This is a genomic window from Stappia indica (genome assembly GCF_001696535.1).
In the GTDB taxonomy this organism is placed as follows: Bacteria; Pseudomonadota; Alphaproteobacteria; order Rhizobiales; family Stappiaceae; genus Stappia; species Stappia indica.
Genome location: NZ_MBQE01000001.1, coordinates 43,157 through 68,950, shown reverse-complemented (window position 1 = coordinate 68,950; position 25,794 = coordinate 43,157). Strand labels below are relative to the sequence as shown.

Sequence of the window (25,794 nt, the reverse complement as noted above, 5' to 3'; positions counted from 1 at the left end):
GAATGCCCCGTGCCGTACCGCTGACCCGCAACGACTTCCAGCTCTTCCGGGAAATCCCAACGCGCTGGATGGATGTCGACATCTACGGCCACGTCAACAATGTCGAGTATCTGAGCTATTTCGACACGGCGGTAAACGGCTGGCTGATCGAGGAAGGCGTGCTCGATCCGCGCAACTCCGAGACGGTGTTTCTCGTCGTCGAGACGCAGTGCGCCTATTTCGCCGAGCTGACGTTTCCAGGCACGGTGACTGCCGGCATCCGGGTCAGCCGGCTAGGTGGCTCATCCGTGTCCTACGAGATCGCGCTGTTTGCGGACGAGAGCGAAACCGCCAGCGCACAAGGGCGTTTCGTGCATGTCCAGGTGGATCGATCCACAAGACGGCCGGTTCCGGTCGAGGGCGAAAGACGGGATCTTCTGGCCACCATCCTGCAAGGCTAATTCTTCATATTTGCGAATCTGTTGACATAATTTCTTCAAGCAAGGTCAGAAGAACAAAATAAAAACACGCCTTCAGCAATTCACAGCTTATCCAGCTGTTTTTAACAACCGTGCTTTCTCCCGATTCCAGTCGCGCTTGCGCTCGGTCTCGCGCTTGTCATGCAGCTTCTTGCCTCTGGCAAGCGCCAGCTCCAGCTTCGCCCGCCCCTTCTCATTGAAGTAGAGCTTCAACGGGACGATCGTCTTGCCGTCCTTGTCGACGGCCAGCGCGAGCTTTGCCATCTCCCGCTTGTGGAGCAGGAGTTTGCGCTTGCGACGCGGCTCGTGGTTGAACCGGTTCGCCTGCAGATATTCCGGGATATAGGAGTTGATCAGCCAGAACTCCCCGCCTTCGAAGCTGGCGTAAGATTCGGCGATCATCGACTTGCCGTCGCGCAGCGCCTTCACCTCGGTTCCCTTGAGCTCGATCCCCGCCTCCAGCGTGTCCTCGATCTCGTAGTTGAACCGGGCCTTGCGGTTGTCAGCGATAAGCTTGCGGTTACTGTCGGCGGCGCTCTTGCTGGCCATCGTCACTAGCGGCGCCGGGCAGCGCGAAGCACCGCCCGGCAAGCCGTCCTTGTCAGTTGAGCAGGCCCGCGTGCGTCATCGCATCGCGGATCGTGGCCTTGGTGGTCTCGGAGACGGGAACCAGCGGCAGGCGCAGTTCATTCTCGAGCTTGCCGAGGAGCGACAGGGCATATTTCGCGCCCGTCGGGTTCGGCTCGATGAACAGCGCATTGTGCAGCGGCGCCAGCCGGTCCTGAATCGACAGGGCAGTGGCGAAATCGCCCGCCAGCATCGCTTCCTGGAACTGGGAGCATAGCCGCGGCGCGACGTTCGCCGTGACAGAGATGCAGCCCGTTCCGCCATGAGCGTTGAAGCCGAGCGCGGTGATGTCCTCGCCCGACAGCTGCACGAAGTCCGGCCCGCACAGCTCGCGCTGGCGGCTGGCACGCGCCATGTTCGCCGTTGCGTCCTTCACGCCCTTGATGTTGCGCGACGTCTGGAACAGCTCCGCCATCGTCTCCGGCTGCATGTCGATCACCGACCGGCCGGGGATGTTGTAGATGTAGATGGGGATACCGACAGCCGCGTCGATCGCACGGTAGTGGGCGATCAGGCCGGGCTGGTTCGGCTTGTTGTAATAGGGCGTCACGATCAGCAGCGCATCCGCACCCGCCTTCTCGGCATGGGTCGCGAAATCGATGGCCTCGACGGTGTTGTTGGAGCCCGCACCGGCCATTACCGGCACGCGGCCACCTGCGGCCTCGATGCACAGCTCGATGACGCGCTTGTGCTCCGCATGGCTCAGCGTCGGGCTTTCGCCGGTGGTTCCCACCGGGACGAGACCGTGGCTGCCCTCTTTTATCTGCCAGTCCACAAACTCCTGAAACGCTTTCTCGTCGACCGCTCCATTGCGAAACGGCGTGACGAGTGCGGGGATGGATCCCTTGAACATGCTGGACCTCTTGGAGTGTGGCGTTTGGCCCGGACCGACCGTCCGGGAGGCGCACAATAGTCGTCACACGGGACCGACGCAACATCGACCCGGTGTCGGGACCGCATCCGCCGCAACGTTCGCCGACAAAGCGCTTTCCGCGGCTCCACCACGGCGCCTATCATCTTCCCGAACTCAGCGAGTCCTGGCGAAAAACGTGGTGGCGGAAATGGATACAGCAGACACGGCCGATATGCAGCCGCGCTATCGCGAATGGCAGTCCGATGACGGGATCACCCTGTCTGCGGCTTTTTGGGAACCGAGGCAGCCGACCGGCATTGACGTGCTGTGTCTGCCGGGCCTGTCTCGCAACACGCGCGACTTCGCGCCGCTCGCCGACTATCTCACCGGCTGCGGACATCGGGTCATCGCCATGGACTATCGCGGACGGGGTCGCTCGGGGCGCCATCCGGACTGGCGCACCTATTCCATCGAATGCGAGGCAAAGGACATCGATGCAGGGTTCGCCGCCCTCTCGCTGGGCCGCATCGCTGTCGTCGGAACGTCGCGTGGCGGACTTCACGGGATGCTGCTTGCCTGGCGAGCGCCGGATCGTGTTGCCGGCCTCGTCCTGAACGATATCGGTCCGGAGATCGCACGCGCCGGCCTGAAGAGAATTTCCGGCGAGATCGGTGGCCGCATGCGTGCCGCCAACTGGCAGGAGGCGGCAGAGCGCCTGCGCGGCGCGCTCGCCAGCCAGTTTCCCCGTGTCGATGCCGAAGGCTGGCTGCGCCTGGCCCGACAGCTCTACGTGGAAACCGGGGACGGTATCCAGCTCGACTACGACGCCCGTCTCGCCAACACGTTGGGTGTCATCGACGAGGAGACGGAGCTGCCCGATCTCTGGCCCGTTTTCGATGCGATCTCGCGCGTCCCAATGCTGGCGATCCGCGGCGCCCATTCGGACATATTGAGTGTCGAAACCTTCTCCAGGATGAAAGAGCGCAGTCCGGACCTCGAAAGGCACACGATTGCCGATGAGGGCCATGCCCCGTTGTTGTGGGACGCGGAGACCCAGGTCGTGATCGCCAGGTTCCTGTCGCGCTTACGCTGACTGTCCGCGCCTGTCCTTACCTGAGATCCAGCGTCACGCGCGCCGAGTTCCCGTCCGCATCGATGACCGAGATGGTGGAGGCTCCGGGCCCGTCCGGCTGCCAGACCAGCGATGTCGCGAAAGGACCGCTGGCAACGGGCGCCCCGTTCGCCAACCAGAGGAACGGCGCCTTGCCCCGCCGCAGCTTCACCACCAGCGCCGCCTGACTGCCCTCGCCGAGCCCAAGGTCGACGGTCGCACCGTTCGGCGGATAGAAGATCTCCGGCCCGCTCTGCGTGTGCATCCCGTCGGGACGCGTCACGGTACGGGCATAGCGCAGGGGGGCGGGCACGGCATCCGCGACCGGGTCAAACTCCTTCGGCGGCTGCGGCAGCGGTGTCCTGCGGGCAGCCACCCGCTGGAAGGCATCGAACAGAAGCGGTGCGGCGGACTTGTAGCCCGTAAGCCCCGGCACCGGTGTGCCATCGGCGCGGCCGACCCAGACCCCGATGGTGTGGCGCCCGTCGAACCCGACGGCCCAAGCATCTCGGTAACCGTAGGACGTACCGGTCTTGTAGGCGATGCCGGCACCATTCGCCGTATCGGGCGGCGGAACTTCGGACAGGATGTCGGCGATGCGCCAGGATGCCATTTCCGACAGGAACCGGCGATCCTCACTGCGCAGGGCTTCGTTCGCGCCCGTTTCCAACGTCTCGTGCAACGGCACAGCAACGCCGCCGCGCGCGATGCCGGCATAAAGCGCGACGAGCTCGCGAAGCGAGATGCCGAAACCGCCGAGTGCCGCTGCCAGGCCCGGCGCCTCGCCTTGCGGGAAACGCGGCGTCGCGCCGGCCCGCTTCAGTCGCGACATGAAGCGCGACACGCCGACCGCATCGAGCAGCGTCACCGCCGGCACGTTCAGCGAGGCGGTCAGGGCCTCGCGAACACGGACAGTCCCCTGGAACGACAGATCGAAATTGGTCGGGCTGTAGCCGGCAACGGTCGTCGGGCGGTCCTCGATCAGGCTGTCGGGATGGGCGACCCCCTGCTCAAAGGCAAGCCCGTAGATCAGCGGCTTCAGCGTGGACCCCGGAGAGCGGATTGCACCGCTCATGTCTACATGGCCGCGCCGCGCCTGCGACAAGAGCTCGGCGGAGCCGACACGCGCCAGAATCTCGCCGCTCGCATTGTCGGCAACGATCAAGGCAACGGACACATGGCTGCCGAGTCGGCCGGCCCGCTCCGCCACCATCGCCTCCAGCCGCGCCTGCAATTCCGCTTCGATGGTCAGTCGTTGATCGGTGGCATCGTTGCGGGCGAGCGCCTGCCGGGTCGCGTGCGGGGCGAGCATCGGCACCGGCCGTCGGCGCGCAGGAACCGCCTCGCGCCTGGCTGCCACAACATCCTCGGAGGTAAGCAGCCCCGCCTCCACTGCGGCCTGCAGAACCCGGTCGCGGGCTGTGCGCGCAGCCTCGGGAAACCGGTCAGGACGACGCGCCTCCGGCGATTGCGGCAGGGCCACCAGCAGTGCGGCCTGTGCCGGGGTCAGCCGTGCCGGCTCCTTGCCGAACCATGCATGGCTTGCCGCCCGCACACCCTCGATATTGCCGCCGAAGGGTGCGCGCGCGAGGTAGAGCGACAGGATCTCCGTCTTGTCGAGATGGCGCTCAAGCGCCAGGGCCAGCACGATCTGACGCCACTTCGAAAGGGGCGAGCGTGTCGGGGCTTCCGTCAGAAGCCGGGCGGTCTGCATGGTCAGGGTCGAGGCACCCGAAACGATCCGCCCGTGGGTCGCAAGCTGCCAGCCGGCCCGCAGGATCGCCAGCGGATCGACACCGTGATGGTCGCGAAAGCGCCGGTCCTCGTAGGCCAGCAGCATCGACAGGTAGAGCGGGTCCACCTCATCCGGCGACACCGGCATCCGCCAGCGGTCGTCGCTGGTCTGGAAAGCGCGAAGAAGCCTGCCGTTCCTGTCGCTGACCGAACGGGACATCTCCACGGCACCGGGCAGATCCTCACGGCCGAGCGACAGGACCTGGAAACCCAAGGTGGCGCCAATGGCAAGAACGCACAGGGCGGCAATGCAGCACAGGCTGATCGCCAGCCGCCGCAATTGCCTGCCTCGTGCTGTCCGGGCCATTCGCCGCCCCTTCCCCGGTTACGGCGTCAGCGCAGCGGGCCGAGCACCTCGAGCCGCCCCGTATCGGTGCGGGCCGCAAGGTCGGGCCGATACATGTCCTCCACCGTCGCCGGCGGATGGGCGAAGCTGCCCGGCAGCGCCGCCCGCGCCAGATAGGCGAAGGTCATGACGTCGATGTTCTGCTGGGACTCGTCCAGCGCGACGACGAAGCGGTCGTCGCGGAACTCGACATGGTCGGTGTTGTCGACCGTCGACAGCCAATCGAGACCACCGAGATCGCCCGAGCGCACCAGACGCGGATTGTCGATGACCAGACCGGCCGGCAGCCGGTCGACCACCATGATGCGCCCCTTGCCCGGCCGGTCGCGCGTCACCGTCAATACGACCGCAACGCGGGTGTTGAGCGGCACCGCATCAGAGCTGAGCTCGTTGCCGTCGAGGTCGTAAAGCGCACGGGTAATGCTGTAGCCGGTTCCGCCGGCCGGTTCCGGTTCGACCGGACGTCCGCTGACAGTGATCACCACATCGGCTGGCTTGTCGCCCCGGTTCTCGACCCGCATGGGCTGTCCGGCGACGGCCTCGCCAGTCAGCCGCCGGTCGAGACGTCCGCTGACCACCGTCCCGTCGACCGCGAAGCTCGCAGCCTCCGCCTTCTGCTCCAGCTCATGGCCGGCCACCAGCAGCCAGGCCATGTCTTGCGTCGACAGAGCGGGCGTTGCGTCCTGCCGGTTCGCGACATCGCGTGTCAGGGCGGCCGTATCGATGGAGTCAGCGCTAGCCCGGGTCACATAGGCCAGCACGCCGGCGGAGTCGCGCAAGGCCGTGCCGTAGTCGGCGCGATAGCTCGTGCTTTCGGGCTGTCCGGTCTCCCCGACGGCCGTCTCGAAGGCACGCTCCGCCCGTCCGCTCTCGCCGTAAAGAGAAAGGGCCGCGGCGATCTGCGATTTGGCGAGCGGCGTTCCAAAATCGCTGAGCTTTACATCTGCGTAGTAGCGCAGATCGCCGATCGATGCGCGCCCGGCACTGGCCAGAACGTAGAGCGCATAGGCGATCCCCTCCCCGCCATCGTCGAAGTCCGAAGCATAGGCAATGCGGTTTTCAAGGTTCTCCAGAGCCGATTCCAGCGCCTGGGTCGGGATGTTGTAGTCCCGGTCGCGGGCACGCAGCAGGAAGTCGGTGACATAGGCATCCAGCCACGTGTCCTGTGTGCCGAAGCTCGACCACAGGCCGAACGACCCGTTCGAGCTCTGGTTGCCCAGCACCCGCACAATGGCCTGCTCGATCCGACCGCGGATCTCGCCGTCGGTCTTCAGGCCGCTCGCGACGGCCAGCTCGTTGAGATAGAGCAATGGCAGGGCGCGGCTCGTCATCTGCTCGGTGCAGCCATAAGGATAGCGGTCGAGCGCACCGAGAAGACCCGGGATATCGATCCGCGCGGCTCCGCCGGCGGCCACGCTCACGCTGGCGCTTGCCGGCACGATGCCGGCCAGCGTGCCGTCGTCCAGCGTCAGGCCGGCACCGGCGGCCAGCGTCACGAAGGACCGGCGCGTCAGCGGCGGCATCGTGTCGCGAACACCGAGCGACAACACTTTTTCAGCAACCGAACCATCCGGCCCTTCCAGCGTCAGGGTCAGCGTCGCATCGCCCGTGCCGGTTTCTGCCATCAGAGGCATGCGCAGCGTCTGCCGCTCGCCGGCGGCCAGCGAAAGCGTGCGCGAGACGTCTTCCGCCTGCAGCCAGACCGGTCCTTCGACGGCCGCCTGCAACACGTAGTCGCCCGCAGCTCCCTCGACATTGTCGATCTCCACCAGGAGACGCGACTGGTCTTCCGGAGCCAGGAAACGCGGCAGCGTGGCAGTTACCACGACCGGATCGCGCACCGTCACATCCTTCTCGGCATGTCCGACGCCGCTCTCGCTCCAGGCGACCGCAGTCAGACGCACGGTGCCGTTGAAGTCAGGCACCTCGAACGTCACGGTCGCCTTGCCGTCCGCATCCGTCTCGACAACGCCTGAGAAGAGCGCCATCGGCTCTTCCTGCGGCGGAGGCGCAGCAAAGGAGAGGCCTCCGCCATCGCCACCGGAGCGCACCACGCCGAGGTCCCCGACCGTGCGGTCGATCAGTTCGCCGTAATAGTCGCGAATCTCGACGCCGAGGCGCCGCTGGCCGAAATACCAGCCGGCCGGATCCGGCGTCTGGAAGCGGGTGAGGTTCAAGATGCCGACATCGACGGCGGCCACGGTGACAAAGGCCGGCTTGCCGGCAGGCTGGCCGGAGATCGTCAGCCCGACCTCCATGGTCGAGCGCGGACGCATCGTCTCCGGCGCGTCGATTTCCACAGTGTGGCGGCGCTCGCCCGGATCGACGGACAGCCACTGCAAGCCGAGCGCACGCGAGGGCATGCGCTTGGCCTCGATGTCCATCGGCCGCAGAAGGGTCGCCGTGACATAGGCGCCGCTGCCCCAATCGTCGGTCACGGCAAGGTCGACTTCCGTCTCGCCTTCGGAAACCTCGACAACGCGGCTCTCGATCAGCCGGTCAGCCATCACCGAGACCAGCGCGATACCGTCGAAACGCGGCTTCAGACGGAGCTTTGCCGTCTCGCCGGCGCGGTAGGCCTTCTTGTCAAGTCCGACATCGAGCACGTCCGGCGTCTGCGAAGAGGCCGAGGAGACATACCAGCCGGCGTTGAAGGTAATGCTGGTCGCAGCCGGCTCTGCTCCGTTCGCCGCGACCTCAAGGCGGTACTCGCCCCACTCGACCGGCACGGACAAGCGCGCAGGCTGGTCGGCGGCAAGGCTCGCCTCGCCATTCGCGACGCGCCGGCTCGTGGTCACCGGCTCGAAGGACCAGCGACCGTCGGCGCGGTACCACTGGTAGCGGGTATCGATGCGCGACAGCGTCCACTGGACGTCGGCCGCGATCCGATCCCCCTGCTTGTCGAGCGCGACAAGCTCGAACTCGGCGGGTGCGCCTTCATCGACGCCCCCCTCGAAGGCCGGCTTAACGCCGATGCGGCGTCCGTCGGCAAGAACAGGGAGATCGAGGGTCCGCTCGACATAGCGCCCGCCCGCCTCGACAACGCGCGTGATCACCTTGGCGGTGTAACCCGCCGTCGTCGGCTGCAACTGCGGCACGGGCAGCGTGAAGCTTGCCTTGCCCTCCTCGTCCGTGGTCACGCCGTCCGGCAAAGAAGTCCGCTCGGGCCAGATCTGCTCGTCGACAAGGCCGAACGTGTAGCCATCGAAACCGGGGAACTGGCGGGTGGGCGACACCACGACCTCGCCCTCGACCCGCTGACCGGATGCCGGAGCGCCGTAGAGGAAGCTGGCCTGCAGCGACACCGTGGGCGGCGCCTCGAGATCGAAGACCTTCGCCTCGGTCTGCGGTGTGAAGTCCACGCGCTCCGGCTGGTAGTCCTCCACGAGGAACGACAGGCGCGCCAGAGCGTCGCTTTTCGGATCGGCATAAATGGCGACGGACCAGCTTCCCTGCTGGGCACTCACCGGAAGCTCCAGCGCATGGGCACGGCCACCGGCTCCTACCTCCGAGACCTGAACGCGGCTGTGCTCGACGCCGTCGGGACGCTCGTAGATGAAGGTGAGCGGCAGACCGTCGACGGCCATGGCGCCGCGGTCGCGCGCCATCGCGCCGACATGAACCGTTTCGCCGGGCCGGAAGACACCCCGATCGAGCCAGGCAAAGACATCGACGGGTCCAGGGGCTGCACGCCCTTCCACGCCTCGATCCGACAGATCGAACGCCGGCTTGGTCAAGTCGAGGAAGGCATAGTCGCCATTGCCCGAGGTCTCGACGCTTACAAGCGCCGGCGCACGTCCGCCCGTTCCGCGCGACAGACCGGGAGGAAACGTCGCAAAACCGTCGGCATCGCTCGTGGTTTCCCCGAGCACATCGTTGTTCACCGCGACAAGCCGCACCTTGGCCCCTTCGACGGGGCCGGCATCGGAGAGCTTGCGAACGGAAACGACGGTTTCCTGCGAGCCGGTATAGGAGCTGACGCCAAGATCGGACACCAGGAACCACTGGGTCGCCCAGGGCCCCCATTCGTTCTGTTTGTCCTCGCGCGCGCGGGCGACCATTGCGTAGATGCCGGGCTGCATGGTCAGCTCGAAGTCCGCGACCGGGACCGCGGTCGTCACGTCCTGGTTCAAGCGCAACTCGGTTTCAACGGTCCCGGACCACAGCTTCTCGCCGTATTGATCGCGCACCTGCTCCGCTTGGTAGCTGTTGAGCTGCGACAGGATGCGGCTGTCCCGCAGGGCCGGCGTCAATCCGCGCTCGCCGATGCGATAGATTTCCGTCTCCACGGTCTTCGTGTTCACCGTGACCAGAGGGATCGTTGCGCCGTCGCCTGCCGGCAGCACATAGGCCCGACCGAGGAACCGCACGGACGGCGCGCGGTCTCGAACGTACACGGTCAGATTGGCGGACTTCTCGAGCTTTTCTCCGTCCGCGGAGGGAATTCCGGAGCGGAGCTGCAGCGCGTAGCGCTCGCCGTGGCGGATCCCGTCGACACAAATCTGGGAGCCGTCGCCCTCGACCGAATAGGTGCCCTCGCCTGTCACCTGCACGAAGGGCGAGAAATCGGCGCCGCGCTGAAGCGTATCGGAGAACACGACGCAGATGCGCGGGCTCACCGCGTCGGAATCGACCTGATGGTCGAGAATTCGGAAGCCGTGGGTTGCGACCATCTGGTCGTAACGCGCGCGCCGCGCGGGCGTCTCGTCCATGGCAAGGCCGGCGCGCAGGGCCTTGATCGCCGGCTTGTAGAGCTGGCGGCGTTCCAGCGAAGACGCGAGCGAATCGAGAGCTTGGACCTGCTCATCCTCGCCAGCCGAGGTCAGGTAGGCGTTGATGGCTGCAAGCGTTCCATCGGTTTCGACCTGGTTGCGCCGCTGCCAGTCGGACGGCTCCTGCGCAAGCAGGGAGCCGACCAGCCCCATCCAGAGATCGTTGCTCTCGGCATCCAGCGTCAGTGCGCGAGCGAACTGGCGCTCCGCCTCGTCGAAGTTGCGAGATCCAAAGGCTGCCCGCGCCTGTGATTCGAGCTGGCCGGAGCTCTCTCCGCCAGCCTTGAAGTTGCGCGGAAGCCGCCGGGCATAGGCGGCCGCATCGTCCATCAGCGAGCGTGAAAGAAAGGAGAGCTCTTCGTTTCTGGCCTTGCGACTCGCATCGTCCCGGCGCGCCACCGTCACCACGCGGCCAGCAACTGCGCCGGCGAAAGATTGCAGCTGCCCGACGTCGGACTTCATGAAGCACCAGCGGGCGGACGTGTTGTAGGTGAAGGCCCGGCACTGGTTGCTGTCGAGGCAGGCGGTCTTGCAGGTGTCGAGATCGACGTCCTTCAGCGTGCGGAAATCGGCTCCGAAATAGTCGGCATCGTCGACCGTCACGATGCGTCGTTCGCCGCTCTCTTGAGCGATAGCCCGCGGAGCAGTCGCGAGCCCGAGAGCCATCAACCCGGCCAAGGCCGGGACAAGGATGCCACCCAGACCGAATTTTCCGAATTTGCCGTGCATGACGTCCCCCCGGGCTTCCGGCCTGGCTTGCGGGTCCATTACGGCCCGCCCCTCCCGAGGGCGCCAGTCGCCGGTGCGGTTCTCAACTCACCGAGCGCGGATCGGAGCATGCAATCGTGACAAGTCCAAGACCAAAAATCGCACTTTGCAGGACAAGCGCCTGGGGTGACTGGCCACCTCGAGAAAACACGCCGCGACAGCTCCGTCCGGATTTCCTAAGAATGGCACACTCACACAGCTTCCGGGAGCAGACCCATGGCGTCACTTGCCGACTTTCCGATCACGCGCCGCTGGCCGGCGGCCCACCCTGACCGTCTTCAGCTCTACTCGCTGGCAACCCCGAATGGCATCAAGGTATCCGCAGCTCTGGAAGAGCTCGGCCTTCCCTATGAGGCCCACAAGATTTCGTTCGACACGAACGACCAGATGACGCCGGAATTCCTGTCGCTGAACCCGAACAACAAGATCCCGGCGATCCTCGATCCGGACGGTCCGGGCGGCAAGCCTCTGGCGCTTTTCGAGAGCGGCGCGATCCTTCTCTATCTTGCCGAGAAGACCGGCAAGCTGATCCCCGCCGATCCTGCGGGCCGCTATCACTGCATCCAGTGGCTGATGTGGCAGATGGGCGGGCTAGGCCCGATGTTCGGTCAGCTCGGCCACTTCCACTACTTCGTCGCCGACAAGGTCAAGGATCCCTATCCGCGCGAGCGCTACACGGCGGAGGCCAAACGCCTGCTCGCCGTGCTGGAGCAACGCCTCGACGGGCGCCCCTACATCCTGGGCGACGACTATTCCATCGCAGATATCGCCGTATGGCCCTGGATCCGCACGCTCGGCGGCTTCTATGGCGCGGGCGAGATCACCGGCCTCGACAAGCTGGCCAACGTTCAGCGCTGGTTCGCCGACTGCTCCGGGCGGCCGGCGTCGCAACGCGCCATCTCGATTCCTTCCTGACGGACAACAACTGTTCCCATGCCGGTCTCAGGCCGGCATGGGGATCCCGGCGGTCACGCTCGGCACGTCATAGCCGCGCTGGACGGCCGGCCGGGCGGCAACCTCCAGATACCAGCGGCGCACGTTGGGATAGTCGGCCAGGTTGATGCCCTGCCATTCGAAGCGGCTTGCCCAGGGCCAGATCGACATGTCGGCGATGGAATATTCGCCCGCGACGAACTGATGCTCCAAAAGCTGGCGGTCGAGCACGCTGTAAAGCCGCTTGGCCTCGCTCGCGTAGCGTTCCTCGGCATAGGGTGCCTTGCCCGGATTGAAATGCAGGAAATGATGGGCTTGGCCCAGCATCGGGCCGAAGCCGCCCATCTGCCACATCAGCCATTCGATGACACGCAGCCGCTCCGGCCCCTCCGGCGGCAGAAAGCGGCCGCTCTTCTCGGCGAGGTACAGCAGGATCGCCCCCGATTCCATCAGGCTCACACCGGCTTCGCGGTCGATGATCGCCGGGATCTTGCTGTTCGGGGAGATGTGGACGAACGCAGGCGCGTGCTGCTCTGAATTGGTGATGTCGACCGGGAATACCTCATAGGGGAGCCCGCATTCCTCCAGCATGATCGAGACCTTGCGGCCGTTCGGCGTGCTCCATGTGTACAGGTCGATCATATTCCGCATCTCCGTTCCCGATCCGGCCGGCCCGTCCAAGGCCTCGTCGCCGCGCAGCCTGCGCGCGGTCGTTGGCGAAAGTGCCCGACCTGATGATTTCACGCAAGCGTCATACAGTGAGGCCGCACATCCTTTTATTGTTCACGCAGCGCGTACAGTGAATTCAGCTGCATGCGGTTGATGACGCAACGCCTTCATACGATTTCCTCGGCAGGCCGCAGGAGCGGTCGGTACCTCTTATCGCCAACAGAAATGCCAGGAGTTCCGTATGATCCGTCTGACTGCCGCCGCACTTGCGCTCGCCCTCGCCGCTGCTCCCGCAATCGCAGAGCCCGTCGCCTACGACTTCGACAAGTCCCACGCCAATCTGACCTTCTCCTACAACCATCTCGGTTATTCGACGACCGAAGGTCGCTTCGGCGACTGGGAGGGCGAGCTGGTGATCGACCAGGAAACGCCGGCCAACTCGCGCATCTCGATGACGGTCAACACCGACAGCCTCGACACGTTCTGGGGTGAGCGCGACACGCACTTCAAGAGCGCCGACTTCTTCGAGGTGGCCGCCCACCCGACGGCCACCTTCGTCTCTACCGGCGTCGAAAAGACCGGCGAGAACACGCTGGCCGTCTCCGGCGATCTGACCATCAAGGGCATCACCAAGCCGGTGACGTTCGACGTGACCATCAACTCGATCGGCGAGCATCCGATGGCGAAGACCCCGGCTGTCGGCCTCGACGCGACGACCGTCGTAAAGCGTTCCGACTTCGGCATGAACATGTTCGTGCCCTATGTCGGCGACGAGGTTACGATCTCCTTCAGCGCCGAAGCGCTGCAGGCGAAGTAATACGGTTTCCGGGAACGGGCCTCCTCCCGGGCTCGTTCCCGCCCCTCCGGCCGCGAGGAATCAAAACGCCATGCATCTGCGCAACACACGCTCTGGCTATGGTCTGGTTGCGATCCTGTTTCACTGGACGATGGCACTGCTCATCATCGGGCTGTTCCTGTTCGGCAAATACATGAGCGATCTCGATCCGATGGCACCGGACACTTTCGCGCTGTACCAGCTGCACAAGTCCCTCGGCTTCGTGGTGCTCACTCTCATGGTGGCGCGGCTCGCCTGGCGTTTCGCCAACCCCTCGCCCGCCTTGCCCGAAACGATGCCGAGGATAGAGCGTCTCGCCGCCCATCTCGGCCATGCCGGCCTCTATGCGTTGATGCTGGCGATCCCGCTGTCCGGTTGGCTGATGGTGTCCGCCTCGCCCTGGGGAATCCCGACCGTGGTGTTCGACACGCTGCCTGTCCCACACCTGCCCGTGCCGTCGGCGCTGGGCACGAAGGCAGAGGCCGAAAGCGCATTGAAGGAAGTCCACGAGTTGCTGGCCAACGGATTGCTTCTTCTGGTGCTGCTGCATGCAGCCGCTGCGCTCAAGCATCATTTTCTCAACAAGGACGACGTGCTGCGGCGCATGGTCCGGACCGGGCCTGCCGGTCGTACGGACTGAAGACCGACGGTCCGCCGCCCCCTGCAGCAGCTTTGCCGCGCTTGTCCTCTCCTCCCGGGCACCGTCTGCGAAGCCAAGACACAAGGATCATCACAATGCTTGAATCCCGAAACATCCGGGGCCGAGTGCTCGGCCTGACGCTTGCAAGTCTTCTCGTTGCCGGCCCGGCCGCTGCCAGCGACTGGACGGTCGATATGGCGCAAAGCAGCCTCTCCTTCGTCGCCACACAGAACGGCAGCCCGGTGGAAGGTCGGTTCGAGAACTGGACGGCCGAGATCTCGCTGGCCCCGGAGAATGTCGCAGATGCCCGCATCCGCGCCGTCATCGACACCGCGACGGCCGGCACCGGTCAGCCGCAGATCGACCAGACCCTGTCGAGTGCCTCCTGGTTCGACCCGTCCAGCCATCCGCAGGCGGTCTTCGAATCCTCGCAGATCACCGCACTTGGCGACGGACGCTTCGAGGCCGCCGGGGAGCTGTCGATCAAGGGCAAGGCCGTCCCGCTCACCCTGCCCTTCACGCTTGAAGTCGAGAACGACACCGCCCGCGCCCAGGCCGAGGTACCGTTGATGCGACTGGTCTTCGGCATCGGCTCCGACATCCCGGCCTCGACGGTCGGCGACGAGGTCGCAGTGAAGATCGACATCACAGCGAAGCGGTAAGGCCGACAGGCCGAGAGAGGAGCACCAACACCTGCGCTCCTCTTCCGCGCCGCCTCCGGCGCAAGTCGACTTGGCGGGCGGCAAGGTGATGGCGTAAAAGGCATCCAAACCTATCCACCTCAGCTTCCAGCCAAGGCAGACCGATGTCCGAGACCACGCCTCCCGACTATCGCCACTCCACGCTGTTTCCCCTGGGCGCAGACCCCACACCCTATCGCAAGCTCACCTCCGATTACGTCTCGACCGCGACGTTCCAGGGCGAGGAGGTGCTGGTGGTGGAGCCGGAGGGCCTGCGCATCCTGGCCGAGGAAGCGTTTGCCGATATCAACCACTACCTTCGCCCCGGGCACCTGGAGCAGCTGCGCAAGATCCTCGACGACCCCGAGGCGACCGAGAACGACAAGTTCGTGGCGTTCGACCTGCTGAAGAATGCCAACATTTCTGCCCATGGCGTGCTGCCGATGTGCCAGGACACCGGCACCGCCATCATCATGGGCAAGAAGGGTCGCCGCGTGTGGACCGACGGCAGCGACGAGGCCAAGCTCGCCGAGGGCGCGCGCGACGCGTATTTCAAGAAGAACCTGCGCTATTCGCAGCTCACCCCGCTATCGATGTTCGAGGAGAAGAATACCTCCAACAACATGCCGGCGCAGGTCGAGCTCTATAGCGAGGGCGACGACGCCTACAAGTTCCTGTTCATGGCCAAGGGCGGCGGCTCGGCCAACAAGACCTTCCTCTACCAGGGCACCCCGTCGCTGCTGACGCCGGATCGGCTCGTCGAGTTCATCAAGGAGAAGATCCTGACGCTCGGCACGGCCGCCTGCCCGCCCTATCACCTTGCCATCGTCATCGGCGGCACTTCGGCCGAGACCACGCTCAAGACGGTCAAGCTCGCCTCCGCCCGCTACCTCGACCAGCTGCCGACGACAGGCTCGGAACTCGGGCATGCCTTCCGCGACCTGGAGATGGAAGAGCAGATCCACAAGCTGACCCAGGCGACCGGTGTCGGAGCGCAGTTCGGCGGCAAGTATTTCTGCCACGACGTGCGCGTCATCCGCCTGCCCCGTCACGGCGCCTCGCTGCCCATCGGCATCGGCGTCTCGTGCTCGGCAGACCGGCAGGCGCTGGGCAAGATCACCCGCGACGGCATCTATCTGGAGCAGCTGGAGCGCGAGCCGCACAAGTACATGCCCGAGGTGACGGACGACACCCTGTCCGATCACGTCGTCAAGGTCGACCTGACCCGGCCGATGCCGGAGATCCTGGCCGAGCTGACCCGGCATCCGATCAAGACCCGCCTGTCGCTGAGCGGACCGCTTATCGTGGCGCGCGACCTTGCCCATGCCAAGCTGCGCGAGCGGCTGGAGAAGGGCGAACCGCTTCCCGACTATTTCAAGAACCATCCGATCTATTACGCCGGCCCGGCGAAGACGCCGGAGGGCTATGCTTCCGGTTCCTTCGGCCCGACCACGGCCGGGCGCATGGATGCCTATGTCGACCAGTTCCAGGCAGCCGGCGGATCGATGGTGATGCTCGCAAAGGGCAACCGCTCCGCACAGGTGCGCCGCGCCTGCCAGGCGCATGGCGGCTTCTATCTCGGCTCCATCGGCGGCCCGGCCGCCCGTCTTGCCCAGGACTGCATCAAGAAGGTCGAGGTCGTGGAGTTCGCCGAACTCGGCATGGAGGCGATCTGGCGCATCGAAGTCGAGGACTTCCCGGCCTTCATCGTCATCGACGACAAGGGCAACGACTTCTTCAAGGAGCTCAACCTCGGCTGACGGCCGAGCCCTACCTGCGGACGTGACGGCGGATCGACGCCACCCTCGGGCGGCGAACTCACGATCATGTGACCGTCGTCACGCCAACCATTTTTCGAATATGGCAGTTTCCTGTCTGTCGAGACCTTTGCATTAACCGCATCGCAAGGGACAATGGGAAGTATCGTTTCCGAGCCAGATCGTTAAACAGCGCCACGCGAGCCACGCACCGGAGCACTCTCCGCAGCATCGCCTCTCTCGAGACGAGTTGCCATTCGAGTTTCATCGCGTTGTCGCTTGGGTTCAGAGGATGGTTCGGACGACCACCGGATGGGGAAACTGGATATGCGCCTTTTCAACCTGATTGCCGCAACGCTCGTTGCTGCGACCATCGCGACGCCTGCGGCCGCGAACAGCTTCTTTGATCCTGCTACCCGCAAGTGGGTGGACTTCAGCAACCACGGCGCACCGAGCGGCAAGTCGCCGATCCGCCGCGAGACCGTGCGTTACGATGGCCCCTATGCGCCTGGCACGATCATCATCGATACCGGCGAGCGCCGCCTCTACCACGTCCAGGAAAATGGCCGGGCGATGAAGTACGGCATCGGCGTCGGCCGCGAAGGCTTCCAGTGGGCCGGCACCCAGCGCATCAGCCGCAAGGCCGAGTGGCCGGGCTGGACCCCGCCGCCGCAGATGCGTGCCCGCGAGCGCGCCAAGGGCCGCGTGCTGCCCGCGCATATGCCGGGCGGACCGAACAACCCGCTGGGCGCGCGCGCCATGTATCTCGGCAACACGCTGTACCGCATCCACGGCTCCAACGAGCCCTGGACCATCGGCACCGCCGTCTCGTCAGGCTGCATCCGCATGGCCAATGACGACGTTGTGCATCTCTACGACCGCGTCGATGTCGGCGCGCGCGTGGTGGTCAAGCGCTGAGTCTTCGGCTCACACGGCAAGACTTCCCGAAATGACGAAGGGCCGGCGAATTCGCCGGCCCTTTTTCGTTGATCCGCCTGCACTGCCGCGTAATCCTTGATCTGTTCACGCGCGCACAGGGAGGCCGCAGGGATGGCCGGGCACGAGACGCAGACGCAGTGGAAGACCGCCACCTCACGCGAACTGACACTGACAACGATCGCTGCCGGAACCCTGATCACACTCGGGCTCGTCCTTGGACTTCTTGCGCCCGAGCAGGCCCTTGGCCAGTCATCGGACGATGCGCTGGCGCAGCGCGGCAAGGCTGTGGCGCAGCTGCATTGCGCGCGCTGTCACGTGGTATCGCCGGAGAACCGGATGACCGGCATCTCCTCCACCCCGTCCTTCATGATCATGGTCTCAGCACTGGAAGACTGGCACGACCGGTTCGCGACTTTTCTCGCGCGCCGTCCTCACCCTGCGCATCTGCGGTTCGAAAACGAACCGCCGCGCCCGCAGGACAGCCCTGCCACGCTGGCCGAGGTCGTCCTGTCACAGGACGACCTCGAAGCGATCCTCGCCTATGCCGAAAAGCTGGCGGCTACCGCACGCTGATCTCAGCCGAGCACGACCACCTTGGCGCCGACCTCGACCCGGTCGTAGAGGTCGATGATATCCTGGTGCCACATGCGGATGCAGCCCGAGGATGCATTCGTGCCGATGGAACGCGGCTGATTAGTCCCGTGAATGCGGTAGAGCGTGTCGACATTGCCCTGCCAGAGGTAGAGCCCGCGCGCGCCGATAGGATTGCGGGGGCCGCCATCCTGTCCGTCGCGGTACTTTTCAAGAGACGGATCGCGGTCGATCATCTCCGCCGGCGGGAACCACTTCGGCCATTCGCGTTTGAAGCGGATCGTCGCATCGCCAGACCAGGCGAAACCGGCACGGCCGACACCGATGCCGTAGCGGATCGCCTTGCCGCCCGGCTGGATCAGATAGAGAAACTTGGCATGCGGATCGACGACCACGGTGCCCGGCTCGTGGCGGCTCATGTAGCGGACCGACTGGCGGAGGTAGCGCGGATCGAACTCCTTCCACGGGATCGCCGGGATATTGAAGCCGCCGTCGCGCCGCGCGGCATAGGCCAACGCGTAATTCGGGGTGCCTTCCGTCGTAACCTCGAGACCGGCATTCTTGATCGCGCCGCTCTTGGTCTGGCATGCCGCAAGCAGCAGGGGCAGACCAGCCAGAAGCGTCCGGCGGCTCAACCCACTCGCATGGCCCGGGTTCTGCTGTCCGGCAGACCGGACTGTCGCTTCATCACCGCTCACGATTCGCACTCTCCGAAGTGATTCCATCCGTCGCAACTATGCAGACGATTCCAGACAGCTGTCGACGGCAGTTTCAGCGGCGCGGCTCGCGGGAAAGCCCTTTTTCTTCCATTTCGCGAAGATAGCCGCCCCACAGTTCCTCGCGCTCGTTCGCCAGCTTGACGAAATAGTCCCAGGAAAAGATCCCGGTGTTGTGAAGGTCGTCGAAATGGATGCGCACCGCATAGTTGCCGACCGGATCGAGCTGCAGGATCCCGACCTCCATCTTGCCGGGCACCGTCTTGCGCTGCGCCGGCGAGTGGCCCTGCACTTCGGCGGAGGGAGAACAGACGCGCAGATACTCGGCGGAGTACTCGTGCGCCTCGCCAGTGTCGAAGGTGACGGTCAGCCGCTTGCGGTCCTTGCTGAGGCGGAGTTCCGTCGGCCAGGGCTTGCTGTCGGTCACGTTGCCAATCCTTCCAGGTTGCGTTGCATCGATTGCCGGCGACGATAGTAGGGCTGCGCCAAACTGCAAGCGCGACCGCGGCCGGTGATGTCTCCTCCCTGCGCACAATTGACGCAAGGCTTCTTTCCGCTACCTTCATACCCAAATGGAGGGAGCCCGGAGGCGGCAGGCGTCCGGCGTCCGCATATCAAGGGGCCGCACAGGCGGCCGAGCAAGGAACACACGATGTCCCAGCAGATGATCGACCCCTTCGGGCGAACCGTCAGCTATCTCCGCGTTTCCGTTACTGATCGTTGCGATTTCCGTTGCGTCTATTGCATGGCCGAAGACATGACCTTCCTGCCCAAGCGGGAAGTCCTCAGTCTCGAGGAGCTCGATCGGCTGTGCTCCGCCTTCATCGTCAAGGGCGTGCGCAAGCTGCGCCTGACCGGCGGCGAGCCGCTCGTGCGAAAGAACATCATGAGCCTGATCCGCTCGCTCTCGCGCCATATCGACAGCGGCGATCTGGAGGAGCTGACGATCACCACCAACGGGTCGCAGCTCGCTCGGTATGCGTCCGAGCTCTACGACTGCGGCGTCCGGCGGATCAACGTGTCCATCGACACGCTGGACCCTGCGCGGTTCCGCGCCATCACCCGCTGGGGCGATCTTGCCAAGGTGATGGACGGGATCCGAGCGGCGACGGAAGCCGGCCTCTCGGTGAAGATCAACATGGTCGCCCTAAAAGGCGTCAACGAGCACGAGATCGTGCAGATGCTCGAATGGTGCCACGGCAACGGCTACGATCTGACGCTGATCGAGACCATGCCGCTCGGCGAGATCGAGGAAGACCGGACGGACCAATACCTGCCGCTTTCGCTCGTGCGGGCCAACCTGGCCGAGCGCCTGACGCTTGAGGACATTCCCTACAAGACGGGAGGCCCGGCCCGCTACGTGCGCATCGCGGAAACCGGTGGGCGGCTCGGCTTCATCACTCCGATGACCCACAATTTCTGCGAGAGCTGCAACCGCGTCCGCGTGACCTGCACCGGCATGCTCTACATGTGCCTCGGTCAAGACGACAGCGCCGACCTTCGTGCCGCGCTGCGCGCTTCGGAAAGCGACGAGCTGTTGTACAACGCCATCGACGAGGCGATCGGACGCAAGCCGAAGGGCCATGACTTCATCATCGACCGGCGCACGCGCCAACCGGCGGTATCCCGCCACATGAGCGTGACGGGCGGCTGACATGACGGAGGCTCCCGTCTCCCGCTCCCCTCGCCCGCGTGCCATCGACGGCGCCGGTGCGCGCATCGCTGCGCTCGCGATTGCCGCGGGACTGGCGGGAGCCATGGTCTGGATCGGGAAGGTCGGCTTCGCAGGCGTCGCCATGACGCCGTTCGAGAGTTCCGGCACCGTCAGTGCCGGCATGACCTCCTCGGGCAATCCGCAGCTCGACGCCTGTCTCGCAGAGCGTGTCGGTGCCGTCGACAAGATGCGCGAGGAAGGGCTGGTGGATGCAGCGCGCTACGATACGTTCCGTTCGCGCGCGGTCAGTTATTGCGAGAGCCAGTTTCCGGCGCAATAAGCGCGCAGCTGGCTGTCTTTTCAGGTAAAGCGCACCCGCCTGCGGGTAGGCCGAACAGGCTCTTCAACGGACGGCACGCGGCGTGGCCGAACCATGTCGTCGTCGTTCACTATCGGCGCGGCAAGCGACAGGACTTCTTCCTCCTGAACTGCCTCTGCCGGATCCCCCGCGAGGACAGGTTCCTCGTCGCCCGGCGTCTCTGCGAGATCGCAGTCCTTATCCTCAAGACTGTCGGGGGCATCCGGTTCTGTCCCTCCGGAAGCAGGTTCGGCAACGTGGTCCGAAGCAGGCTGCAGATCGACCGCATCCGCCACCGCCTCCAGCCTTTCCTCCACTTCGGACATCCAGCTGTAGCCCTTGCCGACCTGCCAGGACGAGCGGATCCCATCGGCAAAGGTTTCGACCGTGCGATAGTCGTCGTCGTAATCGTTGAGGCCATCGACACAGGCCAGAACCGGGTTGGAGCGCCAGAGCTTGCGCAGCGCCGCGTTCTTCAGCTGGGTGGACACGCCGTCCTTGAGGAACAGCGAGAAATCGGAGTCGAAGCCGAGTGTCTCGAGATCGACAGCCTCCGCTGCCGCCTGGTTGGCCTTGGCGATTTCCTCGCGCGTCGGCTTCTCCTGTCCGGCAGCGCCTCCCGGCTCGCCGTCGACAGGCTCGGCAGTCACGCCATCGCGAGGTGCGTGCTCACGGTCTGCGTCGCCCTGCTGGCGCGCCGCCTGCTTGCGCTGCGACCAGCGCGAGAGAAAGCCGCGGTCGGTCTCGGTGCTCACGGTTCGCGCTCCTCTCGGCGGCCGAGCGGCGAGAAGATCGGCTCCTTGCCGAAGATCTGCTTCTCGGTCTCGACCCGGTCGCGGCGACGCTTGCGGAAGGCAGGCGCCTCCGGCAGCGAGGCGAGATACTGTGCCATCCAGGCAACCGTTTCGCGCGGCATTGCCAACCGCTCCACCAGCCCTGCCGCACTGTCGAGGACACCCTGCGCCTCGTAAGGATCGGCCGTGATGCCGCGCACCCTGTAAGGCGGCATCTGCGGAGTGACCTCGTCGTCCAACATCGCCCAGATCGACGGTGAGCCGGTCTCGATATTCGCGTCGTAGGCCTCCACCATCTTGTGGTGCAGAACAAGCATATGCGGTGCGGAGAGATAGCGGGTCACGCCATCGCCGTCATGGATGACCGCCCATCCGTCCGTTGCCGGCGCGTCTGGGATCACTTCCGCGATCCTCCACGACCAGTCCGCCCATTTCGAAGGGGACGGGCGGCGCTCCAGCACGATGCCGAACGGCGCAATCACTTCCCTTTGCACGTGAAATCCTCCCCGCGAGGCGCGGTCCGATAGTGTCGTATCTGCGTAATTCTGGGGCACACGAGAGGGAAAGGCAATGCGGCCCGGCCGCATGGAGGCCTCGCCAGAGTGCTGCTGCCGAGAAGGACGCGAACAAGTGCAGTCAGGTAACGAAAATCGTCACGAATTGCGCTAGTGTCAGGGCAAATCGAATATGAGCGGCCCGCCGGCGTTTCAATGCAGGACGGGCACGCGCCACGGAGGAACGACATGGCGTCGAGCAAACCCCGGGTCATGCTGTGCAACTGCGAAAAGACCATGCGTCTCGACGCAGGCCGGATTGCAGGACTGGACAAGGACCACACCGTTCACACCCAGCTGTGCCGTGCGCAGATGGCCTCGTTCGAAAAGGCGCTGGCGACCGGCGAACCGCTGCTGATCGCCTGCACGCAGGAAGCGCCGCTGTTCCAGGAAGTCGCAGAGGAGCGCGGCGCCGATCAGGAGCTCTCCTTCGTCAATATCCGCGAGCGCGCCGGCTGGTGCGCAACCTCGACCGACCCGCATCCCAAGATCTCCGCCCTGCTCGCCGAGGCGCTGGCACCTTCAGCCCCGGCAGCCCTTCACTCGATCGAGTCCGATGGGGTCTGCCTCGTCTATGGTGCCGGCCAGCAGGCGCTCGATGCGGCGCGAGCTCTTGAAGGACGTCTGTCGGTCTCGCTGCTGCTCAGCGACGTTTCGGATCTCATCCTGCCCGCCACGCTGGAAATTCCGGTTCATGCCGGGCGTATCCGTACGCTCAAGGGATCGCTGGGCGATTTCGAGGTGACGGTCGACGGCTATGCCCAGATGCTGCCGTCCTCGCGCGGGGCTCCCTCCTTCGCCCTCGCCCGTGACGGCGCGCGCGCCAATTGCAGCCTGATCCTCGACCTGTCCGGCGAAACGCCGTTGGTCAGCGCCCCCTCCAAGCGTGATGGCTACATGCGCGTCGATCCGGGCAACCCGGCCGCGGTGGCGCGAGCGATGTTCGATATGGCCGACATGGTCGGCACGTTCGAAAAACCGCTCTATGTCACCTACGACGCCTCGATCTGCGCCCATGGCCGTTCGGGCAAGACCGGCTGCACCAACTGTCTGGACGCCTGCCCCGCCGGCGCGATCTCCAGCACGGGGCGCGAGATCGCCATCGATCCCGGCATTTGCGGAGGCTGCGGCTCGTGCGCGGCGCACTGCCCCACGGGCGCGGTCAGCTATCGCTACCCGGAGCGCGGCAGCCAGATCCGCAAGCTGCAGGCATTGCTCGGCACCTATCGCGAGGCGGGCGGCAAGGATGCCGTCCTTCTCGTCCACGAGAGTCAGCACGGCGGCGACATCATCACCGCGCTCGCCCGGCTCGGCGAAGGCCTGCCCGGCAACGTGCTACCGCACGGCGCCCATTCGGTCACCAGCTTTGGCCATGACGCGATGCTTGCCGCCGTGCTCGCCGGCGCCCGGCGCATCGTGTTCCTGTGTCCGCCGTCCAAGGCGCACGAACTCGATGCCCTGCGCATGGAAATCGAGCTGAGCGAGAGCCTGCTTGCCGGCATGGGCCACCAGGCCGATGGCGCCTTCGCCATCGCCGTCGAAGACGATCCCGACGCAGTGACCGGATACTTCGGTCTTCAGCCGAAGGCTCTCGCCGTCCGCGCCGCAAGTTTCGACCCGGTCGGCACCAAGCGCGATGTCGCCCGCAGCGCCATCGCCCGGCTGCTGGACGGTGCCCCGGCACCACAGGAGATGATCGCCCTACCGGCGCACGCGCCCTATGGCCGCATCCAGATCGCCTCCGACGGCTGCACGCTCTGTCTCGCCTGCGTCTCCGCCTGCCCGACGGCAGCGCTTTCCGACAATCCGGACAAGCCCCAGGTCAGCATCACGGAAGCGGCCTGCGTGCAGTGCGGTCTGTGTGCCAATACCTGCCCGGAGCAGGTCATCACGCTGGACGCGCGCTACAACGCCGCTCCGAGCGCCATGCGGCCAGAGGTCCTGCACGAGGAAGAGCCGGCGACCTGCGTTTCCTGCGGCAAGGCCTTCGGCACGCGCTCATCCATTGCTCGCATCCGCGAAAAGCTGTCCGGCAAGCACTGGATGTTCCAGCGTGCCGACCAGATAGCCCTGATCGAGATGTGCGACGACTGCCGGATCTCGGCCCAGTGGGAGATGGACGATACGCCGCTGCGCGGCGGCGCGAGGCCGCGGATCGTCACGACCGACGATTATCTGGCGATGGAAAAAGGCTCGCTGACCGCGGACGACTTCCTGAAGGACAACTGAGATCGACCGGTCGCCGTCCTGCGGCGACCGGTCCTCGTCCAAAAGGACTTCAGGCGCTCCCCGCAGGCGGATCGAGCTCCGGATCGGCGAGGTTCTGCCGCAGCATTTCGCGGTAGCTCTCGACCATCTGCGTCACGAAATCCTCGTGATCCTCGACGCCGACCACCGCCTTTGCCACATGCGCGTTGTAGCGGGCCGCCGCCCAGAGGAAGGCCATCTGCAGGTCCGTCGCCGGGATCTTGCGGTTCTCGCGGTTCGCAACGTCGATGAACTTGCCCGCGACCTGCAGGAAACCGGTCGTATCGAGCGTCCCTGATGCGCGTCCTGCGCGTCGCTCCTGTCTGTTGGCCATGCGAGAAACGTTCCTCTCCTGTTGATATTGTCGTGACCCGTTCGGCCCTTGGCCAGGGTCAGCTTACCTCGAACCAGCTCATCATGCCGGCCGCCTGATGCTCGAGCATATGGCAGTGGAGCATCCACTTTCCGGGATTGTCGGCAACGAAGGCGATCTCGACACGTTCGCCCGGCGCGGTCAGAACCGTGTCGCGCCACTCTTCCCGTGCAACCGGTGCGCCGTTCCGGCTGAGAACCTTGAAGTGATGTCCGTGCAGATGGATCGCATGCGGCCAGCGCGTGTCGTTGACGATGGGCATGCGCACCGTGCGGCCGAGCGCGGTCGAGAACAATGCCGGGTCGTGATGGCTGCCGGCGATGCCGTTGAAGCTCCAGACCTTGCCCGCCTCCATGAGGTCGCGCATGCCCTTCCTTTCACCGTGCAGCATCGCGGCGCCCATGCGGCCCATCGCCCCTCCCTCCATCAGGAGATCGACCGAAAGCGCGCCTTCGAGATCGAGCGCGCTCGCCAGCGGGTTCTCCGGCAGCCGCAAAGTCTCGGGCAGCGGTGCCGTGCGAGCGATGGGCTCGCCTTCGGCGCGCAGCTCGCAGGCCGCGAAGGGATCGCGCGAGACTTCCTCGACCTTGAACACGCCCGCCTCGCCCGGCATGTCGATCATCAGGTCGCAGCGCTGCGCCGGAGCGATCTCCAGAATCTCGTCTGCCAGCGGATAGGGCTCGACCGGTTGCCCATCCAGCGCCAGGACGACCGGCGCAAGCCCGGCAAAGCGGAGCTGGAGCACGCGCGCATTGGCGGTGTTGAGGACGCGCAAGCGCAGGCGTTCGCCGGGCGTGACGGTCTGCTTCAGATAGGGCTGGCCATTGACTGTGAGCACATTGCCGAGGCGCCCCGCATGGGCCCAGTCATGCAGCATGCCGAGGCTCGCCACATCAATCTGCCGCGCCTCGTCGAGCCGCCAGTCGTCGAACACCATGACGAGGTCGCGGTCGACCGCGACGGGTTCGCTCTCCTCCACGATCAGGACGCCATAGAGACCGCGCGCCATCTGTTCCCAGCTTCTGTTGTGCGGATGGTACCAGAATGTGCCTGCGTCAGGCGCCTTGACGAGATACTCGAAGGTCTCGCCGGGCTCGACGGACTCCTGCGTCAGGCCGGCAACGCCGTCATAGGCGTTGTCGATGCGGATGCCGTGCCAGTGAATGGTCGACGGCTGGTCAAGCTCGTTGCGGAAGTTGACGCGTAGGGTTTCGCCCTGCCGCATCCGCAGAACCGGCCCGGGCACGCCGCCGTCGTAGCCCCAGATATCCGCAAGCGGTCCGCCCTCTTCCCAAAGCGAGGCCTTTCCCGGTTTGGCCACCAGC

Annotated in this window: 23 protein-coding genes; 12 read left to right on the top strand and 11 right to left on the bottom strand. The window is 65.3% G+C overall.

All coding sequences use genetic code 11. From position 1 onward, the window contains the following. Window positions 1–2 precede the first annotated feature (2 nt). Entirely contained in the window at window positions 3–440 is a 438-nt protein-coding gene (locus BBX35_RS00340) for an acyl-CoA thioesterase (RefSeq protein WP_067214737.1), read from the top strand. An 87-nt stretch (window positions 441–527) separates the two neighbouring features. On the opposite strand, the gene smpB is transcribed toward BBX35_RS00340, so the two are convergent. Both smpB and dapA read right to left on the bottom strand, forming a co-directional pair. Further along, window positions 528–1,007 carry an SsrA-binding protein SmpB gene (smpB, locus tag BBX35_RS00335; RefSeq protein ID WP_067214734.1) on the bottom strand — a complete coding sequence of 160 codons (480 nt, stop codon included), beginning with the start codon at window positions 1,005–1,007 and terminating at the stop codon, window positions 528–530. A gap of 52 nt (window positions 1,008–1,059) precedes the next feature. Continuing rightward, complete coding sequence (gene dapA / locus BBX35_RS00330; protein WP_067214733.1) at window positions 1,060–1,938, bottom strand: 4-hydroxy-tetrahydrodipicolinate synthase; 879 nt, start codon at window positions 1,936–1,938, stop codon at window positions 1,060–1,062. Between dapA and BBX35_RS00325 the strand changes: the two genes are divergently transcribed. Then, window positions 1,937–3,031 carry an alpha/beta fold hydrolase gene (locus tag BBX35_RS00325; protein WP_244271580.1) on the top strand — a complete coding sequence of 365 codons (1,095 nt, stop codon included), beginning with the start codon at window positions 1,937–1,939 and terminating at the stop codon, window positions 3,029–3,031. The two genes, dapA and BBX35_RS00325, sit on opposite strands and share 2 nt — an antisense overlap. A gap of 16 nt (window positions 3,032–3,047) precedes the next feature. On the opposite strand, the gene pbpC is transcribed toward BBX35_RS00325, so the two are convergent. Both pbpC and BBX35_RS00315 read right to left on the bottom strand, forming a co-directional pair. Continuing rightward, complete coding sequence (pbpC, locus tag BBX35_RS00320) at window positions 3,048–5,150, bottom strand: penicillin-binding protein 1C (protein WP_067214723.1); 2,103 nt, start codon at window positions 5,148–5,150, stop codon at window positions 3,048–3,050. Between the two features lie 26 nt (window positions 5,151–5,176). Continuing rightward, the gene (locus tag BBX35_RS00315; protein WP_208979729.1) at window positions 5,177–10,564 is read right to left on the bottom strand and encodes an alpha-2-macroglobulin family protein; all 5,388 of its coding nucleotides are present in this window, start codon (window positions 10,562–10,564) and stop codon (window positions 5,177–5,179) included. 381 nt (window positions 10,565–10,945) lie between these two features. Here BBX35_RS00315 and BBX35_RS00310 point away from each other — a divergent pair, with 381 nt between their 5' ends. Then, window positions 10,946–11,644: a glutathione S-transferase C-terminal domain-containing protein gene (locus BBX35_RS00310; protein ID WP_067214721.1), complete on the top strand. Its 699-nt coding sequence runs from the start codon at window positions 10,946–10,948 to the stop codon at window positions 11,642–11,644. A gap of 27 nt (window positions 11,645–11,671) precedes the next feature. On the opposite strand, the gene BBX35_RS00305 is transcribed toward BBX35_RS00310, so the two are convergent. Then, window positions 11,672–12,304 carry a glutathione S-transferase N-terminal domain-containing protein gene (locus BBX35_RS00305; RefSeq protein ID WP_067214718.1) on the bottom strand — a complete coding sequence of 211 codons (633 nt, stop codon included), beginning with the start codon at window positions 12,302–12,304 and terminating at the stop codon, window positions 11,672–11,674. A gap of 268 nt (window positions 12,305–12,572) precedes the next feature. Here BBX35_RS00305 and BBX35_RS00300 point away from each other — a divergent pair, with 268 nt between their 5' ends. The 6 genes from BBX35_RS00300 to BBX35_RS00275 all read left to right on the top strand — a co-directional run bounded on the left by BBX35_RS00300 (window position 12,573) and on the right by BBX35_RS00275 (window position 17,755). Further along, a complete protein-coding gene (locus BBX35_RS00300; protein WP_067214715.1) occupies window positions 12,573–13,148 on the top strand; it encodes a YceI family protein in 576 nt (191 codons plus the stop codon). Window positions 13,149–13,218: 70 nt separating this feature from the next. Then, a complete protein-coding gene (locus BBX35_RS00295) occupies window positions 13,219–13,806 on the top strand; it encodes a cytochrome b (protein ID WP_067214712.1) in 588 nt (195 codons plus the stop codon). A 95-nt stretch (window positions 13,807–13,901) separates the two neighbouring features. Beyond that, complete coding sequence (locus BBX35_RS00290; protein WP_067214709.1) at window positions 13,902–14,468, top strand: YceI family protein; 567 nt, start codon at window positions 13,902–13,904, stop codon at window positions 14,466–14,468. Window positions 14,469–14,611: 143 nt separating this feature from the next. Then, on the top strand, window positions 14,612–16,246 hold the full coding sequence (locus BBX35_RS00285) for a fumarate hydratase (protein ID WP_067214708.1): 1,635 nt from the start codon (window positions 14,612–14,614) through the stop codon (window positions 16,244–16,246). A gap of 324 nt (window positions 16,247–16,570) precedes the next feature. Continuing rightward, on the top strand, window positions 16,571–17,161 hold the full coding sequence (locus BBX35_RS00280; RefSeq protein WP_244271542.1) for a L,D-transpeptidase: 591 nt from the start codon (window positions 16,571–16,573) through the stop codon (window positions 17,159–17,161). Between the two features lie 132 nt (window positions 17,162–17,293). Then, a complete protein-coding gene (locus tag BBX35_RS00275; protein WP_067214705.1) occupies window positions 17,294–17,755 on the top strand; it encodes a hypothetical protein in 462 nt (153 codons plus the stop codon). A gap of 2 nt (window positions 17,756–17,757) precedes the next feature. Here the strand turns inward: BBX35_RS00275 and BBX35_RS00270 are convergent, their stop codons facing one another. Both BBX35_RS00270 and BBX35_RS00265 read right to left on the bottom strand, forming a co-directional pair. Beyond that, window positions 17,758–18,471: a L,D-transpeptidase gene (locus BBX35_RS00270; RefSeq protein ID WP_244271541.1), complete on the bottom strand. Its 714-nt coding sequence runs from the start codon at window positions 18,469–18,471 to the stop codon at window positions 17,758–17,760. 73 nt (window positions 18,472–18,544) lie between these two features. Beyond that, window positions 18,545–18,916: a gamma-butyrobetaine hydroxylase family protein gene (locus tag BBX35_RS00265; RefSeq protein ID WP_067214685.1), complete on the bottom strand. Its 372-nt coding sequence runs from the start codon at window positions 18,914–18,916 to the stop codon at window positions 18,545–18,547. 225 nt (window positions 18,917–19,141) lie between these two features. On the opposite strand from BBX35_RS00265, the gene moaA reads away from it, so the two are divergent. Continuing rightward, window positions 19,142–20,143, top strand: coding sequence for a GTP 3',8-cyclase MoaA (gene moaA, locus BBX35_RS00260; RefSeq protein WP_067214684.1), 1,002 nt, complete (start codon window positions 19,142–19,144; stop codon window positions 20,141–20,143). A 1-nt stretch (window position 20,144) separates the two neighbouring features. Then, window positions 20,145–20,483: a hypothetical protein gene (locus BBX35_RS00255; RefSeq protein WP_067214681.1), complete on the top strand. Its 339-nt coding sequence runs from the start codon at window positions 20,145–20,147 to the stop codon at window positions 20,481–20,483. Between the two features lie 20 nt (window positions 20,484–20,503). Here BBX35_RS00255 and BBX35_RS00250 read toward each other — a convergent pair whose 3' ends face one another. Both BBX35_RS00250 and BBX35_RS00245 read right to left on the bottom strand, forming a co-directional pair. Then, window positions 20,504–21,256: a DUF3306 domain-containing protein gene (locus tag BBX35_RS00250; protein WP_067214678.1), complete on the bottom strand. Its 753-nt coding sequence runs from the start codon at window positions 21,254–21,256 to the stop codon at window positions 20,504–20,506. Beyond that, on the bottom strand, window positions 21,253–21,789 hold the full coding sequence (locus BBX35_RS00245) for a DUF3305 domain-containing protein (protein WP_171900661.1): 537 nt from the start codon (window positions 21,787–21,789) through the stop codon (window positions 21,253–21,255). The genes BBX35_RS00250 and BBX35_RS00245 overlap by 4 nt, the downstream gene beginning before the upstream one ends. A gap of 249 nt (window positions 21,790–22,038) precedes the next feature. Between BBX35_RS00245 and BBX35_RS00240 the strand changes: the two genes are divergently transcribed. Beyond that, window positions 22,039–24,078 (top strand): 4Fe-4S dicluster domain-containing protein, encoded by a 2,040-nt coding sequence (locus BBX35_RS00240; protein ID WP_067214673.1) that lies wholly within the window; start codon window positions 22,039–22,041, stop codon window positions 24,076–24,078. A gap of 49 nt (window positions 24,079–24,127) precedes the next feature. Here the strand turns inward: BBX35_RS00240 and BBX35_RS00235 are convergent, their stop codons facing one another. Together BBX35_RS00235 and BBX35_RS00230 are read right to left on the bottom strand one after the other, a co-directional pair. Then, on the bottom strand, window positions 24,128–24,430 hold the full coding sequence (locus BBX35_RS00235; protein ID WP_067214670.1) for a DUF3144 domain-containing protein: 303 nt from the start codon (window positions 24,428–24,430) through the stop codon (window positions 24,128–24,130). Between the two features lie 58 nt (window positions 24,431–24,488). After that, a complete protein-coding gene (locus BBX35_RS00230; RefSeq protein WP_208979728.1) occupies window positions 24,489–25,790 on the bottom strand; it encodes a multicopper oxidase family protein in 1,302 nt (433 codons plus the stop codon). Window positions 25,791–25,794: the final 4 nt, after the last annotated feature.

Bases quoted from the DNA above. Each gene is read 5' to 3' on its own strand.
- BBX35_RS00340 (WP_067214737.1), top strand. From the start codon at position 3: ATGCCCCGTGCCGTACCGCTGACCCGCAACGACTTCCAGCTCTTCCGG.
- smpB (WP_067214734.1), bottom strand. From the start codon at position 1,007: ATGGCCAGCAAGAGCGCCGCCGACAGTAACCGCAAGCTTATCGCTGAC.
- BBX35_RS00325 (WP_244271580.1), top strand. From the start codon at position 1,937: ATGCTGGACCTCTTGGAGTGTGGCGTTTGGCCCGGACCGACCGTCCGG.
- dapA (WP_067214733.1), bottom strand. From the start codon at position 1,938: ATGTTCAAGGGATCCATCCCCGCACTCGTCACGCCGTTTCGCAATGGA.
- pbpC (WP_067214723.1), bottom strand. From the start codon at position 5,150: ATGGCCCGGACAGCACGAGGCAGGCAATTGCGGCGGCTGGCGATCAGC.
- BBX35_RS00310 (WP_067214721.1), top strand. From the start codon at position 10,946: ATGGCGTCACTTGCCGACTTTCCGATCACGCGCCGCTGGCCGGCGGCC.
- BBX35_RS00305 (WP_067214718.1), bottom strand. From the start codon at position 12,304: ATGATCGACCTGTACACATGGAGCACGCCGAACGGCCGCAAGGTCTCG.
- BBX35_RS00300 (WP_067214715.1), top strand. From the start codon at position 12,573: ATGATCCGTCTGACTGCCGCCGCACTTGCGCTCGCCCTCGCCGCTGCT.
- BBX35_RS00295 (WP_067214712.1), top strand. From the start codon at position 13,219: ATGCATCTGCGCAACACACGCTCTGGCTATGGTCTGGTTGCGATCCTG.
- BBX35_RS00290 (WP_067214709.1), top strand. From the start codon at position 13,902: ATGCTTGAATCCCGAAACATCCGGGGCCGAGTGCTCGGCCTGACGCTT.
- BBX35_RS00285 (WP_067214708.1), top strand. From the start codon at position 14,612: ATGTCCGAGACCACGCCTCCCGACTATCGCCACTCCACGCTGTTTCCC.
- BBX35_RS00280 (WP_244271542.1), top strand. From the start codon at position 16,571: ATGCGCCTTTTCAACCTGATTGCCGCAACGCTCGTTGCTGCGACCATC.
- BBX35_RS00275 (WP_067214705.1), top strand. From the start codon at position 17,294: ATGGCCGGGCACGAGACGCAGACGCAGTGGAAGACCGCCACCTCACGC.
- moaA (WP_067214684.1), top strand. From the start codon at position 19,142: ATGTCCCAGCAGATGATCGACCCCTTCGGGCGAACCGTCAGCTATCTC.
- BBX35_RS00255 (WP_067214681.1), top strand. From the start codon at position 20,145: ATGACGGAGGCTCCCGTCTCCCGCTCCCCTCGCCCGCGTGCCATCGAC.
- BBX35_RS00240 (WP_067214673.1), top strand. From the start codon at position 22,039: ATGGCGTCGAGCAAACCCCGGGTCATGCTGTGCAACTGCGAAAAGACC.
- BBX35_RS00235 (WP_067214670.1), bottom strand. From the start codon at position 24,430: ATGGCCAACAGACAGGAGCGACGCGCAGGACGCGCATCAGGGACGCTC.